Below are 16,403 nucleotides of genomic sequence, written 5' to 3' on the forward strand. Positions count from 1 at the left end.
TCAGTAAGAGTAAAGGTGCAGGAAAGATAGGCCCACTGGGAGTAGCTTAGCATCATTCTATTTCAATACTACTTTAGGGGTTTCACAAAACAATGCTTCCCCTCAGAGCACGTAGAGGTAGCGCTTGGGTACCATTTATTACGTTGTCGTACTACCTGAAAGCTGGCACCACGGCCCTGAAAACATGCGTTTTTACCGGAAATGTTAGCATAATCAAACCATGCAAAAACCGGTAGATTTGTAAACAACCATTTGCGATACTATGGACGCATCATTCGATACTTTTCAAGGAAGGCATCCTGATGCCTATGAATCATTTCTCGCGTCAGGTTGGACCAATATCCGTTTTGCAGATGATAGCAAAAGCCCGTCTGTTCTTAAAGCTGTAAATCCAGATGGACAAGAGATCGAAACACACAGCCCGGCCCACATTTGTCACGCTGAACCTGGGCAAAGGCATGTGTGCCGAGGTTATGCTGCTGCTCACCGGCCATACCTCTTTCAAGTCGTTTCAGTGCTAAGTCAACCTGACGCTCCAGTGCGTGGCCGAGGAATTTGCGCGGTTTCACGAGATGCCCGAACGGGCCAAGTCGTTGACGTTAACTTTTACAGAGAATAAGTGATGGAATCAGAGCCCTCACCTAACCCCGGGGAAGCAGAAATATATTCGCACTGTACCAGAAAAGGAGACGCGCTAACACTGCGGGACCTTTGTGATAAGTGCCTAATACCGTCTCGTATAAGGGACGGATTACCTCGAATAAAAGCAGAAATTGAAGTACATCGGCAAGGAAATACGCGGGCCGGATTCATGCGCTATTGTGAAAAAGCACTCGCGAACCATGTAGAAAAGGCAGCGCGGTTCGCCAACGATTTAGCGAATCCTGCCAAGGCGGCAGGTCTCCCTATTGGCAATTTGCTTGAAATCAAATTTTGGAATTTGGCTCTGTGTGAGCTGTACAAAGTAGAGTTAGAACCTCTGCAGCCAGTTACTCATCTCACTACTATAGCTTCTGTCGACGATAAGGCCGAAGAGTATCATCTTTACCCGCCTCATATCAAGAAACTTATGGATTTGATGCACGAGCAGCGTTTGCACAGTGCACAACTATCCGCCTTAGCCGCTCAGACAGATGCTGCTAATGCCCATAAGGCAATGGTAGAACGAACCGGCCAGCCGATTGGAGAAGCAGAACCAGACGTCTCCCTATTACCTTCCAAGATTGCTGAAAGCCACAATTACTTTACTGCACTGTTGAAGACTTGTGCGCAGCTTCCTCGGTACGATGTGGCCCAGACGCTACGGGCTGCGTTCGAGCAGCACCGCGCAAAAGGTTTTTACGCCTGGAGTGACTTTGTTCAGCGGTTGCCCACCTACATCGCTCAGTACCTGACTACTGATGTACAGCAGATGCTAAATGCCCACGGTGGGTTGCTGACGTCGTTTCGGGCAACGCTGCGTGTAGCGGAGCTTCGGCCTGAAAACTGGCCTTTTTGGGGCGTTAATGAGCGCCCTCGCCTCCTCATGAGGCAGAAAGACCTAATTGAGCGGCTAGAGATGGCCCAACAGCAAGAACGGCCTGCAAACGTAGCGGAGCATACAGAAACCCTGGCCCGTATTGCTTCCATCTTGGCGGCGCTCGATGCTACCGAGGCCGCCAGCAATTTTGTGGTAAATGCAAGCGAAATCAATGCTCCATCGGTTGCCACGTTAGTGAGGTCGCACGCACCTTCCCGAACAAGCCCCTTGCTGCCCCTTACTGATTTGCGGGATTTCTATTTGAAACTGTTGCAACACCCTTCCTTTGCAGACGAGCTTTCAGCTTACCAAAAGTCAGAGTTGAAGGCCTATGCGGAACAGGAAAAAATGGATGGCGTTCGATTGGCTGTCGAATTGATGGACAGCAACCCAAGCTATGCATACCCCAGCGAACACAAAAACGGGCGGGAAGCGGAGTATTGGATGGAGAAAAGCGCAAACTATCGGGACAGCGTACGAGCGTTGCAGTTGCTGGACCCATCGACTACGCCGGCTTCGTTCAGCAATCTTGCTGCCGTTGCACCGGTGCTATCTCATTCATTCACGCCGCTACTGCTGAACTATACATTGCCCCAACTGCGCGAGCTGCTGCAGGAACTGGGCTTGGTGGCCAACGATGGTCGCGCCGTGCCGGCGGCCAGCCCCGGTGCCTGGGTAGGAGTCATTCACGCGCTGCTCGAGGCCCAACCGCCCCGTGTGCGTGGCAGTAAAGCAGCCATCCGGCGGGCGTTCTGCGAGGTGTGGGGTGCCAATGTCAGCGAGCGGGCGGTGCAGGCCGGTTTGGGCACCAACGGTAGCGAAGCTGAGCAATTCCGGGACCGGGCGCTGGCATCCCTGGACAGGGCACCGTAGTGCGGAGTTTTGCGGACTGCTGCGGCCGCAAGGTCCCGCAAGGTCTGAGCCCGCCCTTTGTGTCGTCGACCGGCGCATTTCCCCGGCGGCCCTTGCCTTATGCACGCTGTAACAACTGCGCAACAACTTCTGTCTTCGTTAACCATCGAGCAGGCGACAGCCCTACTCAGCGCAGTATGCGCTGTGGGCAACCTGATACTGCAGGTGGTAACCACGTGGCGAGAAAAGCCGGAGCGCTAGCTAAAAAACGTTCAGATTATGAATAGCAAGAAGAATGAGCAGCATACCATACCACGGACCTATCTGAAGCACTGGCGCATTGCTGAAGGCCAAAACCTTGTTTGCATAGTTGACTTTCACAACAAATACAGAACCGAGGTACAGACCGTTGGGCTGAACGACAAAGTATTCAAATCAAGAAAGTACTATAATGACAACTCGCTTAAGAATCCCTATTTGATTGAAGAAATGTTGGGTGAGGACTTTGAACCCAACTACGAGATTATAATGAATGAAGTAAAGAAGGAGCAATCCCTTTCCGAATCCGTTCGCGTGAAGTTGATGGGTTGGCTTTATGTCTCTAAAATGCGCAGTCCCGTTATGCGCGCCAACCCTGAGAGAATAGCGAATTTTATGTACAAAGCCCAAGAATGCTGGAACGGCAGCGTACTCACGGAAGAGAGAGAAAGAGAGCTAAAGGAGAAGGCTAAGAAACTGGCTAAAAAGGTGCAATTGAGTGCGTTATCGGATGAGGTACAAGTGCAAAATCTATTAAAGCTGTTTGTGGATACTCTGGTTAGCAAGCATTGGCGAATTTTAAAATCCACTCCAGCCTATGAGTTTTGGACAAATGACAACCCTGGCTTTTCCCCAAATATGATTGAGCGTTTAGCAAGAGACAGGCCTTACCACCACGTTATGGAGATGAACGGTGGGTCATATATCTACTACCCTCTATCCCCGAAATACTGCTTAGAAATTACACCTTTTGAGGAAGGGACGCCATTGCATATTTCCGCAATGACCATGGATATAAAATTTGAACAAGCGCCCTTAGATTATATTGATTTCATTAATAGAGGTGTTTTTCATACTTGCTACAAGCTCCTGATTTCTAATAATAAGAAATTGTTGGAACGCTGCATCAAATAGAATCCTATCCGTTGGCCAAGCAAGCTAGCGCTCATGCCCGGCAAAATGAAGCGACACGAACTGATGCACCATGGCCCGCGTGGTTAGATGCAAAAAGGCCACCCGTTAGGGTGGCCTTTTCTATATGTATGGGCCCACAGTGGGGCGATGTATCAGGCCGAGCCGGAATTGAACCGACGACCTTTCCCTTAGCAGGGGAACGCTCTATCCGCTGAGCTATCGATGCATCCCTTGTACTCCCGAGTCGAGGCGATTGTTACGTGGTTTGTTCCAAAAAATCCAGCGCAGCAAAGTAGAATTACATACCAATGCTAACGAGACGGCCAGCAAGGGAGTCATTTTACATATTGTAAACGAGAGCTTAATTAGATGTTATCATGTGTTAACTCCCACCAGAAGAAAGCCTGATGCGAAAAGCTTCTCGGTCCTGAAATGAACGAGGGCTGTAGGGGAGGAGGGGAGATTTAGCAATAAGAAATACCGTTTGAACCCGGAGGACCGAGCCGTTCTCGCCAAACCCTGTCCGTCGCCAGTTAAACCCCGCGGGTTCCATCCCGGGTCCCCCGGAAAAGCAAAAGGCCCTTCCTGATATCAGGTAGAGCCTCTTCTGTGGTCGTGTAAGAACCTGCTTTACGAGCTAAATCAAACCTTAGGGTCCCCTCCAGGGTCCCCCGGAAAACGAAAATGCCCTTCCTGGTATCAGGAAGGGCATCGTTTGTAGTCCGTAGGGGAATCGAACCCCTGTTGGTAGAATGAAAATCTACTGTCCTAACCCCTAGACGAACGGACCGTTTTTGTTTTGGTGGTGCAAAGATACAGGGCGCGGCATTCAATGCAAGCCACAGAATGAAAAAAAGTGTACCAGCAACGAAAATGCGCTGTTTTTCAACCCGAAAAGATTTGCACGGCTAACCAGGGCCCGACAAATGGCAATCAACCTGCATCCGCTGGGCGAAGGAGTCCGTAGGGGAATCGAACTTTTCCAAACCGACGCCAGGACTGGCGAACCCGAACCCGCCTGCTATCTTCGCCCCGCGTTTCAACCGACCGCTACAGTAGCGGCCACCCACCCACATTTCTTGTTTGCACAATGGCAAAAATCAAAGTCGCCATCAACGGCTTCGGCCGCATCGGCCGCCTCACCTTCAAGTCGCTGCTGGGCCGCGACAACGTGGAAATCGTTGCCATCAACGACCTGACCGACAACAAAACGTTGGCTCACCTGCTGAAGTACGACTCCGTGCACGGCCGCTTCGACGGCACCGTGAGCTACGACGAGGAAAGCCTCACCGTGAACGGGGTAAAAATTGCCGCCCTCGCCGAGCGCGACCCCAAGCTGCTGCCCTGGGGCACGATGGGCGTCGACGTGGTATTGGAATCCACCGGCCGCTTCGTGGACGAAGCCGGCGCCGGCCAGCACCTCACCGCCGGAGCCAAGAAAGTCGTGATTTCGGCCCCCGCCACCGGCAACATCCCCACGGTGGTGCTCGGCGTGAACGAAGACATCCTCACCGGCTCCGAAACCATCCTGAGCAACGCCAGCTGCACCACCAACTGCCTGGCCCCCATGGCCAAGGTGCTGGACGACGCGTTCGGCATTGAGAAAGGCTACATCACCACGGTGCACGCCTACACTTCGGACCAAAACCTGCAGGACGCCCCCCACAAGGACCTACGCCGCGCCCGTGCCGCCGCCTATAGCATCATCCCCACCAGCACCGGCGCCGCCAAAGCCGTGGGCCTGGTGCTGCCCAAGCTGAAGGGCAAGCTCGACGGCCTGGCCATGCGCGTGCCCGTGCCGGACGGCTCGATGACCGACCTGACCGTGATTCTGAAGCGCGAGGTGACCAAGGAAGAAATCAACCAGGCCCTGAAAGCCGCCGCCGAAGGCCCCCTGAAAGGCATCATCGAGTACGCCACCGACCCGCTGGTGAGCATCGACATCGTGGGCAACCCCCACAGCTGCATCTTCGACTCGGAGCTGACCTCGGCCAATGGCACGCTGGCCAAGGTCATTGGCTGGTACGACAACGAGTTCGGCTACTCCACCCGCACCGCCGACCTCATTCAGAAGCTCGGCGAGCAGATGAACGGGTAATTTGCTGAGTATTTGATGCGCTGATGTGCTGATTTCGGCAAGGAAGCAACTGAAAAGGCCTGCCCTGTGGCGGGCCTTTTCTATACGTAGCCACGATGGCATTTTTTGCCCCGGCGCATTTGCCCGGCAACGACTGCCGGCCCGTTCCGTTACCACATCCATCAGCCGGATTACCAGCTAATCAGCAGTTCCGCCTATTAACTAACCAGCACCTCCCGTTTTGCCCAAAACCTGCTTCATCCTGAACCCCATGGCCGGCCCCAGCCGCCGCCTCGACATGCCCGCTCTCATCGAACGGTATTTTGGGGCGCGGGAAAAGGACTACCAGATTCGGCTGACCGAGTACGCCGGCCACGCGGTGGAAATAGCCCGGGCCGCTGCTGGCGAAGGCTACGAAGTGGTGGTGGCCGTGGGCGGCGACGGCACCGTGAACGAAGTGGGCCGTGGGCTGCTGGGCACCGCTGCCGCCATGGGCATCGTGCCCCAGGGCTCCGGCAACGGGCTGGCCCGCCACCTCAAAGTGCCGCTGGGCCTGCCCGCCGCCCTGCGCCGGCTGGCCGCGCCCACCTTCAGCCGCATGGACGTGGGGGTGATGAACGGGCACCCGTTCTTCTGCACGGCCGGACTGGGGTTTGACGCGCACGTGAGCCAGGTGTTTGCCCAGGCCGGCTCGCGCGGGCTGGCCACTTACCTGCGCGTGACCCTGAGCGAGTACCGCCGCTACAGGCCCACGTCGGTGCACTTGGTGCTCAACGGTGAGGAAAGAGCCACCGACTGCTACGTGCTGGCCTTTGCCAACGCTTCCCAATACGGCAACAACGCCTACATCGCCCCGCGCGCCGACCTGCGCGATGGCCTGCTCGACGTGTGCCTGATTGACGCCCTGCCCGTGGGCCGCGCCTTTCGGGTGAGCCTGGCCATGGCCCTCGGCAACCTGCCCCAAAGCAAGGCCGCCGAGTATTTTCGGGTCGCGGAAGGCCGCGTGACGGCCGACGCGCCGATTGGCTTCCACGTGGACGGCGACTACCTCGGCCACGCCACCGAATTCACGGTAGAAATGATGCCACTGGCTTTGGCGGTGGCCGTTTGATTAATAAGAAGATGAAAAAGCCCAGCCGCACCGGTGTGGTGTATTCCACCAATCCTGATTTTACTTACCAGTCCGACGAGCCGGCCGCTGCCACCACGCTGCCGCCCCAGCAGCAACAGCTGCGCGTGCAGCTCGACAAAAAGCAGCGCGGCGGCAAGCAAGTCACGCTGGTGACTGGCTTTGTGGGTACGGATGCGGACCTGCAAGCCTTGGGCAAGCTGCTCAAAACCAAGTGCGGCGTGGGCGGCAGCGCCAAAGACGGGGAAGTGGTGGTGCAGGGCGACTTCCGCGACAAAGTGCTGGAAGTGCTGCTGAAGGAAGGCTACAAAGCCAAGAAGGCCGGCGGCTAATCAGTCCCGACTGCATTTTCGGCTTCGCCCACCATTGCCATTTTTTATAACCTATGCTGCTCCAATTCTCCGCCCTGCCCGAAGCGGCCCGCGACGTAACTTCCATTCACGGGCAGGCCGAAAGCGGCGTTATCAGCGCCGTGCTCTGGCTGAAGCTGGGCGTGGAAACCGTGGGCGCGGCCATCATTGCGCTGGGCATCCTGAGTGCGGGCTGGCTGCTGGTGAAAGCCTTGCTGAAGCGCGAAACGGCCGACTTTACGGCCATTCGGCTGACGTTGGCGCGCTACCTGGCGTTGGCGCTGGAATTTCAGCTGGGCGCCGATATCCTCTCCACCGCCATTGCGCCGAGCTGGGAACAGATTGGCAAGCTGGGCGCCATTGCCGTGATTCGGACGGCGCTGAACTACTTCCTTTCCCGCGAAATGCGCGAGGAGCGCCACGAAGCCACGCCCGAAGACCACGTGGTGCAGCGCGCCGACGCCGACTAGCGCCCCAGGCGCACCCGGGCCCGCTCGGCGTCCTCGGGCGTGTCGATGCCGAAGGCTTCCAGCTCCGTTTCGGCGCACTGAATGCGGAAACCGGCTTCGAGCCAGCGCAGCTGCTCCAGGCTCTCGGCCGCTTCGAGCGGCGACACGGGCAGGCGGGTGAGCTGTTCGAGCACGGCGGGCTTGTAGGCGTAGAGGCCCAGGTGGCGCAGGTAGTGGTGGTGGGCCAGCCATTCGGCGCGCTCGCGGCCGCGCTGGTAGGGCAGGGGGTGGCGGCTGAAATACAGGGCGTGGCCGCGCTGATTCAGCACCACTTTGGGCAGGTGCGGACTGAACAGCTCTTCTTCCGTGAGCACGGGTTTCACCAGCGTGGCGATGTCGGGCGCGGTGGCCGCGTCGGCAAATAAATCGGCCAGGGCGTTGATTTGGGCGGGGTTGATGAACGGCTCGTCGCCCTGGATGTTGACGATGCAGTGCACGTCCGGCGGGCTGCCCAGCAGCTGGAAGGCTTCCCAGAGGCGGTCGGTGCCGCTGGGGTGGTGGGGGTGGGTGAGCACGGCCTCGCCCCCGAACTCCCGCACGTGTTGGAGGATGCGCTCGTCGTCGGTGGCCACCACCACGCGGGCCAGGTTGGCCTGTTGGGCCTGGGCCACCACCCGCTGAATCATGCTGATGCCGCCGAGGTCGACCAGCGGCTTGCCAGGGAGGCGGGTAGAGGCAAAACGGGCGGGAATCAGGCCAAGAACCATGCGGAAAGGAGTAAGAAATTCAAGAGAAAGCACCAAAAATAGCTGGCAAATACCGGGCTTTGGGCGGCCGGCGGCCGGGGCGCGGCCAATTCCCCGCGCGTTTTTGCGTTATTTTGCCTCCGCTGCCTGCCCGGTTGGTTTTTGGGGCAGAAGTGGTGTTGATTTTGCCAGGTTGATTTTATGACGATACTTCTTTCCTTGTTTACGGTGCTGGCCCTCGGCGGGCCCGGTCCGGGCAAAGGTGCGGCGGCCAAAGGCACGCCCTCGGACTCCATTGGCGTGGAAATGCGCGGCGGCCAGCGCTTTGTGAAGCACCGCGTGGCCGCCGGCGAAACCCTCACGGCCCTCACGCGCCGCTACCACGTCACCCTCGAACAGCTCACGGCCGCCAATCCGCAGATAAAAAACGGCCTGGGCATCGGCCAGATTGTGTTTGTGCCCCGCCCGCCGGCCGGGAAAACGGCGGCCGCTGCTCCCGCTAAAACCTCCGCCGCCGCGGGCGCCCTGCCCGGCAAGCACACCGTGGCCAAGGGCGAAACGCTGTTTGCCATTGCCCGCAAGTACCAGGTGTCGCCCGATGAACTCATTCGGCTCAACAAGCTGCCGGCCAATGGCTCGGTGCGCGTGGGCCAGCAGCTCATCGTGGCCGGCGCCGCGGCCGAAGCCAGCGCGCCGGCCCCGGCGGCAACGCCCGCGGCCCCCGCGCCGGTGCGCCCGGTGGAGGTAGAAGCCGTGCCCACCACCACGGTGGCCAAAACGCCACCGCCCGCCCCCGACAAGCCCGCGCAAATTGCGACCGTGACGCCCGCGCCGGCCGAAAAGGAGAAAGAAAAGGAAGAGGAGCGCACCCCCACCCGCGCCGGTGAGCTGCTCTCCCGCGTGGTGGAGTCGGGCCTGGGTGCCCCCATCGAAAAGAGCGTGACGGACAAGTACCTCGCCCTGCACAAAACCGCCCCCGTGGGCACCATCATGCAGGTGCGCAACAGCATGAACGGCCTGTCGGTGTACGTGCGCGTCATCGGCAAGCTGCCCGACACGGGCGAAAACAACAACATCCTGGTGCGCCTCTCGCCCCGCGCGGTACAGAAACTGGGCACCGCCGATTCGCGCTTCCGGGTCGAGACGAACTACATTCCGCAGTAGGGCTGGAGTTGAGCAGGCAATAATTATTTAGCATTCAAAACGCCTGTCATCCTGAGCGCAGCGAAGGACCTTCTCACGCCTGAACAGCTTGCAGTGCTTATCTACTGCTGCTGGCGTGAGAAGGTCCTTCGCTGCGCTCAGGATGACAGGCGTTTTTCTTCCCACCTCCCCTTGAACATCGCCCAGCTCCGCCGCCAGCTCGACGCCCAGTACGAGCGCTACAACCGGCCCGAATTCATCAAAAACGACCCCATCCAAATCCCGCACCGCTTCACCCAGCAGCAGGATATTGAGATTTCGGCGCTGTTTGCGGCGCTGCTGGCCTGGGGGCAGCGGCCCACCATCGTCAACAAGTGCAACGAGCTGCTGCGCCGCATGGACGACGCGCCCCACCAGTTCATCACCCAGCACCACGACGAGGACCTCAAGCGCCTGCTGGGCTTCTGCCACCGCACCTTCTGCGACACCGACTTGCTGTACTTCGTGTACTTCCTGCGCGACTGGTACCGGCAGCACGACACCCTGGAAACCGCGTTTCTGGTGGGCCACTCGCAGCGCGAGCGGCTCATCAATTTCCACCACCGCTTTTTCAGCCTGCCCGATGCGCCCCAGCGTACCCGCAAGCACGTGGCCACGCCGGCCCGCAAATCGGCCTGCAAACGCGTGAACATGTACCTGCGCTGGCTGGTGCGCCGCGACGACCGCGGCGTGGACTTCGGCCTCTGGACTCGCCTTTCCATGGCCGACCTCATCATGCCCATCGACCTGCACGTGGAGCGCCAAGCCCGCCCCCTGGGCCTGCTCACCCGCAAGCTCGTGGACTGGCAAGCCGCCGAAGAACTCACCGCCAACCTGCGCCTGCTCGACCCCACGGACCCGGTGAAGTACGACTTTGCGCTGTTCGGGGCGGGCGTGGATAAATAGAGCGCCGGCGCGCGTCTGCGACGCGCTGCCCATTGGCCTCGAGTCTCCGACTCGCTCCGTGAACGATATGCCGTAGGCCGTGCGCCTCCGAGCCACAGGCTCGAACCCAGTGGGCAGCGCGTCAGAGACGCGCGCCAGCGGGGAGTGGATAAATAGCCCCGAACCTTGTCGGGAGGAGGGCTGTGGCCGTGTACTGGTGTGTAAGAACACCAGGCGACGCATCAGCAGGTAACTTCCATCAGCATTCTCACCCTCCCCTGTATGGTCCGATTCTATTTTCCTGTGTTCGCGTTGCTGGTTGCCTTGCTGCTCGTGGCCGGGCGCGGGAGGGCGCAAGCCGTGCCCGAAGCCTTGGCCCAGCTGCTGCACCAGTATCAGCCGCCGCGGCTGGTGCCGGCCGGAACCAGCGTAGCCTTGGGCACCCGGGGCACGGTGCAGCTGCCGCCGCAGGCCACCCACCGGCGCACGGGAACCAAGGATTCTGACCGGGGCGAAATATGCCTGCCCGGGCTGCTCATTACCTACGACCTTGGCCACTCGGCCGGCACGCACGTGAGCGCCTTTAACCGGGGCGGCGACCCGTTCCCGTGGGGCAACCCAACGCCCTTTGGCACCTACGAAGAGCGCGCCGGGGACGCCTGGCGGGCCACGCTCGGCCTCCGGCCCCGGCCCGATGGCACCGAAGTCGTGGTCACCCTGCTGGCCCCGGCTGCTCCGGCAGCTCTTCCCGACGTTTCGTTTCCCGCTAATTTTTGGGCCGACGTGCGCACGGAAGCAGAATTGCGGCAGTTCCTGGCCGTGGTGTCCAGCTACCGCCCCGCCACCAAGCCCTGAACTGCCGCCGCACTGGTTTAGCAAAAGGGCCGGAAGGCCGTGCCAGCAGTCCTTCCCCCAGCCCCGCCACCCCCGCCGCCGGGCCGCCTGGGCTACTCGCGAGCGGCGGGGGAGGAGCACCGCCAACCAGCGCCTGCTGTAACTTAGCAACACAGGGAAGTACAACTTTGCGCTGTATGAGACGGGGGATAATAATGAGACGGGGGATAATAAGTAGTTGCGAGACGGTGCGCCAGCGGGGATGCGTAATGCAACTAAGTCATTATCGATAAATAGCAAGTAGTTGTGCCTGCCTGTAATCCTGCGTCACCATGAATAGACAATTTGAATTGCTACAAGTAAGCCGGACAAAAACATGGGCACTCGTGCTAGGTGGTATGGTTCTCGGCGTAGGTATTGGCGTTGCCGGGCTTGCTTACATAAGGGGTGGAGCGGGGTTAGTATGGTTCGGCATTGCAGTAATAGCGGGGCTGTTTGCCGGCATCCTCTCGATACAAAAAATAGCTGCAGAACCCATTTTCCTTAACATTTCTGATAGCGAATTATCGGTGATAAATCGAAAATCGGGCGAAAAGCGGAAGGTGCTGTTTCAAGCCGTCACTTCATACCGTGTTTTCGCTCACAATGGGGCTGAGGAGCTCCGGTTGAGAATCCACAATGAACCAAAGCTGATAATAGATGCTAATACTTGGCTTCGTAAAAGCGACAATGCTGAGGGCATTGTGAGCACGTTTGAAACGGCCTTGAGGGCATACCAAACGCAGCACAACTTGCCCATTCTGCCACGAGAAAATAGCTTCTTTGATAAACCGGCTGCAACAATACTGTTGGTGATTGCCACGGGTTGGATTGTCTATTCAGTCTGGATAGTATCGCAAAGCCGTAACCCCAACTTCGCCGCCCTGACGAACGGTTTGTTGGGCTACCTCACATATTTGGGGTTCTGGCTTTCCGCTGCTAAACGACGCAAGCAGCAGCCGGAGTAGCGCCATCACGCCGTCCCCGCCACCACGGGCAGCAGCGCATCCTCCCCAGCCCGCGTGAGGCGGTGGAAGCGTGTACGGCTGCGGTAAAACCACTCCGTCAGCCCCAGCGCCTCCAGGCGGCGGGTGGCGCGGGCCGCCATGCGCGGGCCCAGGCCGCTGGCCGCTTGCAGGGCCGCCGTGGCCGCCTCGGGTTGCTGCACCAGCACCAGCAGCATCGCGCTCAGGCTGGCCCGGCCCCGGCGGTTGCCCACGTCGTGGTGCGCCCCCAGCCACGCCGCCACCCGGGCCGCAATGGCTTCCGGCGCCTGGCTGGGCGGCGGGGGCGGCCCCGGGTTGTCGCGCAAGGCCAGGCGGGCCGCAAACTGGTCGGCCAGGCCCGGCGCCTCTTCCGGCAACATCGTAGTATCAGACATAAAAAAAGAAAGGAATAGCCGGCCGGCCCCATCAGCCCCAGCCCCCGCAATATAGCTATTACAAGTCTTTTACACACCCGCCCCAGTCACAAACACCAGCTCCTCAGTCCTAAACACCCTCGCACTAGTCTGAAATACCCCCAAACAAGTACCTTATAGCCTAAACTAAGTCAATAATATCATACTTCACGCACTAAATACCACAATAGTAGTCACAATAGCTAATTAACCAGTCCATAATATGACCTAATAAGTCTACAACACGGCAATCGAAGTCACAATACGGCACTTCGCAGCCATACTATACCCCACGCCGAAGATTCACCGCCCGCGTCCGGCGCGCCATCCCCAGCCCCCGCCAGCCCGCCCCATTTCTTCCTGAATTCCCGCGAATCTTCCCGCCCCGCCCGCTGTTTACCTTCGTACCCTATTCCCGAATACCAAAAGACTACTTTCTTGCTCTTACCCCAACACTTCGAACAAAAAATCGGCTTCAGCACCCTGCGCGAGCAGCTCGAAGCCAACTGCCTCTCCGCCCTGGGCCGGCAGTACGTGGCCCGCATGGAGTTCCAGCCCAAGCACGAGCCCCTGCTCAAACTCCTCCAGCAAACCGCCGAATTCGCCTACCTGCTCCGCTCCGGCGCCGATTTCCCCGCCTCGCACTACTACGACGCCAAGGTCCACTTCCAGCGCGCCGCCCTCCCCGGCGCCTACCTCGACGTCACCGCCTTTTTTGAAGTCAAGATGAGCCTGCGCACCATCCGGCAGGCCCTCACCTTCTTCTCGCAGGCCGACGAAGACCAGTACCCCACCCTGCGCCTGCTGGGCATCGGCGTGCAGGTCGACCGCAACCTGCTCGCCGCTCTGGACAAAGTAGTGGACGACGACGGCGCCGTGCGCGACGACGCCAGCCCCCTGCTCCGCCAGATTCGCCAGGAGCTGATAGCGCGCCAAGGGCAATTGCGCCGGCAGATTGCCGGCATCCTGCGCCACGCCAAAACCGAAGGCTGGATTCCCTCCGACGCCGAGCCCACCATTCGCGGCGGCCGCCTCGTGCTGCCCGTCATCGCCGAGCACAAGCGCAAAGTCAAGGGCCTGATTCACGACGAATCCGCCTCCGGCCAAACCGTCTACATCGAGCCCGAAGCCGTTTTCGAGCTCAACAACGACATCAAGGACCTCGACAACGCCTACCACCGCGAGCTCATTCGCATCCTCACCGCCCTCACCGACCAGCTGCGCCCCCACATCCCCGACCTGCGCAAAGCCTACGGCTACCTCGGCCTCATCGACTTCATCCGCGCCAAAGCCCGCCTCGCCGTCACCCTCGATTGCCAGTTGCCGCAGCTGCACAACAAGCCCCTGCTGAAGTGGCACGGCGTGCGCCACCCGCTGCTCCAGCTCGCCTTCGCCCAGCACAAGCGCGACTCCGGCGACCCCCGCGAAGTGGTGCCCCTCGACCTGGAGCTGAACCACGAGCAGCGCATCCTCGTCATCTCCGGCCCCAACGCCGGCGGCAAATCCGTCAGCCTCAAAACCGTGGGCCTCGTGCAGTTCATGCTGCAAATGGGCCTGCTCATCCCCTGCGCCGACAACTCCGAAGCCGGCGTCTTCGAAGACATTTTCCTCGACATCGGCGACGAACAAAGCCTCGAAAACGACCTCTCGACCTACTCCTCGCACCTGCTGGCCATGAAGCAGTTCCTGCTGCTGGCCGGCAAGAAAAGCCTGGTCCTGATTGACGAATTTGGCACCGGCACCGAGCCCAGCCTGGGCGGCGCCATCGCCGAAGCCGTGCTCGACCAGCTCAATAAAGCGCGGGTGTTCGGCGTCATCACCACCCACTACACCAACCTCAAGAACTTCGCCGAGCGCACCCCGCACCTCGTCAACGGCGCCATGCGCTACGACCCCGAGAAGCTCCAGCCGCTCTACCGCCTCGAAGTAGGCAAGCCCGGCTCCTCGTTCGCCATCGAAATCGCCCGCAAAATCGGCCTGCCCAAAGAGGTAGTAGAACGCGCCACCCAGCTCGTGGGCAAAGACAAAATCCGCTACGACCGCCTGCTCGAAGGCCTCGAAAAGGAGAAAACCGAGCTCGAACAGCGCACCGCCGAAGCCGCCAAAGCCGAGCGCCGCCTCAAAAGCGCCGCCAAAGAATACCAGGACCTCAAGCAGCACCTCGAAGACACCAAGCTCGAAACCCTGCGCACCGCCAAGCAGCAGGCCAAGGCCCTTCTGGTGAACACCAACCAGCAAATCGAAGCCACCATCGGCGAAATCCGCCGCGGCAACGCCGAGAAGGAAGTCAACAAAGCGGCCCGCGAAAAGCTGGAAACCTTCGTGAAAAAGGAGCTGCAAATCGAGCCGCCCAAGCCCAAAGCCACCCGCGAGCGCGCCGTGGCCGGCGCCGTGCAGCCCGGCGACAAAGTGGCCCTCTTCGGCCAGGACGGCTACGGCGAAGTGGTAAGCGTGAAAGGCCAAACCGCCGAAGTCATGTTCGGCGGCCTGAAAACCCTCACCAAGCTCAACCAGCTCGAAAAGCTGGGCCGGGCCGAAATCCGCGAGCGCGAACAGGCCGCCAAGGCCAAAGCCGGCAAGCTCGGCGGCGGGGGCAGCACCGGCGGCAACAGCGTGAACATCACCGACCGCATGGCCGGCTTCAGCCCCACGCTCGACCTGCGCGGCGAGCGCGCCGAAGACGCCCTCACCAAAACCATGAGCTTCGTCGACGACGCCGTGATGCTGGGCATGCCCGAAATCAAGTTCGTGCACGGCCGCGGCAACGGCGTGCTCCGCCAGGTAGTGCGCGACTACCTGCGCTCCCAGCGCGCCGTAGCCAGCGTAGCCGACGAGCACCCCGATAGGGGCGGCGACGGCGTGACCATTGCCGTGCTGAAGTAGCGGGAGTGAAGCACATGGCCCGGTCCGTTTCCCGTGGTTTCTTCGGCTCCCTGAGCAACGGCATCTCCTATTCCAGCGACGGCAAAGCATGACCAGTTTCAACACGCACATTTCGCATTCCGCCACCGGGTTTTGGTCTTTGGTGTTGCTGCTGGGTGCTTTGCTTGCCTCGCGGGCGGCCAACGGCCAGGACTGGCGGGCTGCTTACCAGCGCCTGCCCGCCATCCGAAACATTCCTTGCTGCCTGGTGGAGGCCGACACCACAACGAGCCTGGCTCAGGCGCTGAAGCAACGGGTGTACCCCGGGGTAAAGCGCATCATCACGGCGCGCCGGGGCTGGTTTGCCGACGAGGATTCTGTGAGCCTGCGTCACTACCGGCTCTACCGGGTCGATTGGCCGCCTTGTGGGCACGAACTCTTGGTGCTTGAGGGCATCATGGACGGCTTTCTGTTGACCGTAACCCCCGATTTTCAGGTGGTGGATGCGTGGCAGGTGCACAATTGGGAGCCGGTGGGCTGGGTTGTCAGTCGGCAGCAGTACCAGCAAGGGCCGAAAGCATTTGCGAAGGTCAAAGGCCACGCCAGCGCGCTAACGGGGTACATTATGGGCTGCGCCAGCTTCTATACCACGTTGACGTCCAGAGAATTTTACTACAACAACCGAAACCCCACGGTTCTCAGCCAGCAGCGCACGCAATACAGCATCAGCCCCGCAGGGCGGATAAAGGCAATAGCAGCAAAAAAGTAAGCATATTCGGCAGAACCAATTCTTTCTGAAATATCCGCTGATAACAACAAAGCTCAGGCCTAGATATGGCCTGGGCTTTTCTTTTAAGGGCCTTTCGGGTTCTGGTGAGCAAGCTGCGCGTTGGGTTGAAAAGTCCCT

General features: G+C 59.6%; 14 protein-coding genes and 2 tRNA genes. 12 read left to right on the forward strand and 4 right to left on the reverse strand.

Going from position 1 to position 16,403, the window contains the following annotated elements; genetic code table 11:
- The first annotated feature begins 811 nt into the window (after positions 1 to 811).
- Together I2H31_RS09725 and I2H31_RS09730 are read left to right on the forward strand one after the other, a co-directional pair.
- Entirely contained in the window at positions 812 to 2,392 is a 1,581-nt protein-coding gene (locus I2H31_RS09725) for a hypothetical protein (RefSeq protein ID WP_196292828.1), read from the forward strand.
- A 258-nt stretch (positions 2,393 to 2,650) separates the two neighbouring features.
- Complete coding sequence (locus I2H31_RS09730) at positions 2,651 to 3,544, forward strand: DUF4238 domain-containing protein (protein WP_196292829.1); 894 nt, start codon at positions 2,651 to 2,653, stop codon at positions 3,542 to 3,544.
- 155 nt (positions 3,545 to 3,699) lie between these two features.
- Here the strand turns inward: I2H31_RS09730 and I2H31_RS09735 are convergent.
- Both I2H31_RS09735 and I2H31_RS09740 read right to left on the reverse strand, forming a co-directional pair.
- A tRNA-Ser gene (locus I2H31_RS09735) sits at positions 3,700 to 3,770 on the reverse strand.
- A 492-nt stretch (positions 3,771 to 4,262) separates the two neighbouring features.
- Positions 4,263 to 4,334, reverse strand: a tRNA-Glu gene (locus tag I2H31_RS09740).
- A gap of 300 nt (positions 4,335 to 4,634) precedes the next feature.
- Between I2H31_RS09740 and gap the strand changes: the two genes are divergently transcribed.
- The 4 genes from gap (at position 4,635) to I2H31_RS09760 (ending at position 7,570) form a co-directional block, all read left to right on the forward strand.
- Positions 4,635 to 5,642, forward strand: coding sequence for a type I glyceraldehyde-3-phosphate dehydrogenase (gap, locus tag I2H31_RS09745; RefSeq protein WP_196292830.1), 1,008 nt, complete (start codon positions 4,635 to 4,637; stop codon positions 5,640 to 5,642).
- Positions 5,643 to 5,862: 220 nt separating this feature from the next.
- The gene (locus I2H31_RS09750) at positions 5,863 to 6,732 is read left to right on the forward strand and encodes a diacylglycerol/lipid kinase family protein (protein WP_230687626.1); all 870 of its coding nucleotides are present in this window, start codon (positions 5,863 to 5,865) and stop codon (positions 6,730 to 6,732) included.
- Between the two features lie 11 nt (positions 6,733 to 6,743).
- Positions 6,744 to 7,082, forward strand: coding sequence for a translation initiation factor (locus I2H31_RS09755; protein ID WP_196292831.1), 339 nt, complete (start codon positions 6,744 to 6,746; stop codon positions 7,080 to 7,082).
- A 53-nt stretch (positions 7,083 to 7,135) separates the two neighbouring features.
- The gene (locus tag I2H31_RS09760) at positions 7,136 to 7,570 is read left to right on the forward strand and encodes a DUF1622 domain-containing protein (RefSeq protein ID WP_196292832.1); all 435 of its coding nucleotides are present in this window, start codon (positions 7,136 to 7,138) and stop codon (positions 7,568 to 7,570) included.
- Here I2H31_RS09760 and kdsB read toward each other — a convergent pair.
- Complete coding sequence (gene kdsB / locus I2H31_RS09765) at positions 7,567 to 8,316, reverse strand: 3-deoxy-manno-octulosonate cytidylyltransferase (protein WP_196292833.1); 750 nt, start codon at positions 8,314 to 8,316, stop codon at positions 7,567 to 7,569. The genes I2H31_RS09760 and kdsB overlap by 4 nt on opposite strands.
- Positions 8,317 to 8,496: 180 nt before the next feature.
- Here kdsB and I2H31_RS09770 point away from each other — a divergent pair, with 180 nt between their 5' ends.
- The 4 genes from I2H31_RS09770 (at position 8,497) to I2H31_RS09785 (ending at position 12,203) form a co-directional block, all read left to right on the forward strand.
- Positions 8,497 to 9,459 (forward strand): DPBB and LysM peptidoglycan-binding domain-containing protein, encoded by a 963-nt coding sequence (locus I2H31_RS09770; RefSeq protein ID WP_196292834.1) that lies wholly within the window; start codon positions 8,497 to 8,499, stop codon positions 9,457 to 9,459.
- Positions 9,460 to 9,630: 171 nt separating this feature from the next.
- A complete protein-coding gene (locus I2H31_RS09775) occupies positions 9,631 to 10,383 on the forward strand; it encodes a TIGR02757 family protein (protein WP_196292835.1) in 753 nt (250 codons plus the stop codon).
- Between the two features lie 261 nt (positions 10,384 to 10,644).
- Positions 10,645 to 11,217 carry a hypothetical protein gene (locus I2H31_RS09780; protein WP_196292836.1) on the forward strand — a complete coding sequence of 191 codons (573 nt, stop codon included), beginning with the start codon at positions 10,645 to 10,647 and terminating at the stop codon, positions 11,215 to 11,217.
- Positions 11,218 to 11,528: 311 nt separating this feature from the next.
- Positions 11,529 to 12,203 (forward strand): hypothetical protein, encoded by a 675-nt coding sequence (locus tag I2H31_RS09785; protein ID WP_196292837.1) that lies wholly within the window; start codon positions 11,529 to 11,531, stop codon positions 12,201 to 12,203.
- A 5-nt stretch (positions 12,204 to 12,208) separates the two neighbouring features.
- On the opposite strand, the gene I2H31_RS09790 is transcribed toward I2H31_RS09785, so the two are convergent.
- Positions 12,209 to 12,616, reverse strand: a complete 408-nt coding sequence (locus I2H31_RS09790) for a hypothetical protein (protein WP_196292838.1) — start codon at positions 12,614 to 12,616, stop codon at positions 12,209 to 12,211.
- Between the two features lie 456 nt (positions 12,617 to 13,072).
- Between I2H31_RS09790 and I2H31_RS09795 the strand changes: the two genes are divergently transcribed.
- Positions 13,073 to 15,517, forward strand: coding sequence for an endonuclease MutS2 (locus I2H31_RS09795; RefSeq protein WP_196292839.1), 2,445 nt, complete (start codon positions 13,073 to 13,075; stop codon positions 15,515 to 15,517).
- 139 nt (positions 15,518 to 15,656) lie between these two features.
- Positions 15,657 to 16,265: a hypothetical protein gene (locus tag I2H31_RS09800; protein ID WP_196292840.1), complete on the forward strand. Its 609-nt coding sequence runs from the start codon at positions 15,657 to 15,659 to the stop codon at positions 16,263 to 16,265.
- Positions 16,266 to 16,403 lie beyond the last annotated feature (138 nt).

Origin of the sequence: Hymenobacter ruricola (genome assembly GCF_015694525.1) — a bacterium.
GTDB classification, from domain to species: Bacteria; Bacteroidota; Bacteroidia; order Cytophagales; family Hymenobacteraceae; genus Hymenobacter; species Hymenobacter ruricola.

What these genes read in the sequence shown, in the direction of transcription:
- kdsB (WP_196292833.1), bottom strand. Translation starts at nt 8,316, where the DNA reads ATGGTTCTTGGCCTGATTCCCGCCCGTTTTGCCTCTACCCGCCTCCCT.
- I2H31_RS09725 (WP_196292828.1), top strand. Translation starts at nt 812, where the DNA reads ATGCGCTATTGTGAAAAAGCACTCGCGAACCATGTAGAAAAGGCAGCG.
- I2H31_RS09780 (WP_196292836.1), top strand. Translation starts at nt 10,645, where the DNA reads ATGGTCCGATTCTATTTTCCTGTGTTCGCGTTGCTGGTTGCCTTGCTG.
- I2H31_RS09785 (WP_196292837.1), top strand. Translation starts at nt 11,529, where the DNA reads ATGAATAGACAATTTGAATTGCTACAAGTAAGCCGGACAAAAACATGG.
- I2H31_RS09760 (WP_196292832.1), top strand. Translation starts at nt 7,136, where the DNA reads ATGCTGCTCCAATTCTCCGCCCTGCCCGAAGCGGCCCGCGACGTAACT.
- I2H31_RS09770 (WP_196292834.1), top strand. Translation starts at nt 8,497, where the DNA reads ATGACGATACTTCTTTCCTTGTTTACGGTGCTGGCCCTCGGCGGGCCC.
- gap (WP_196292830.1), top strand. Translation starts at nt 4,635, where the DNA reads ATGGCAAAAATCAAAGTCGCCATCAACGGCTTCGGCCGCATCGGCCGC.
- I2H31_RS09755 (WP_196292831.1), top strand. Translation starts at nt 6,744, where the DNA reads ATGAAAAAGCCCAGCCGCACCGGTGTGGTGTATTCCACCAATCCTGAT.
- I2H31_RS09790 (WP_196292838.1), bottom strand. Translation starts at nt 12,616, where the DNA reads ATGTCTGATACTACGATGTTGCCGGAAGAGGCGCCGGGCCTGGCCGAC.
- I2H31_RS09730 (WP_196292829.1), top strand. Translation starts at nt 2,651, where the DNA reads ATGAATAGCAAGAAGAATGAGCAGCATACCATACCACGGACCTATCTG.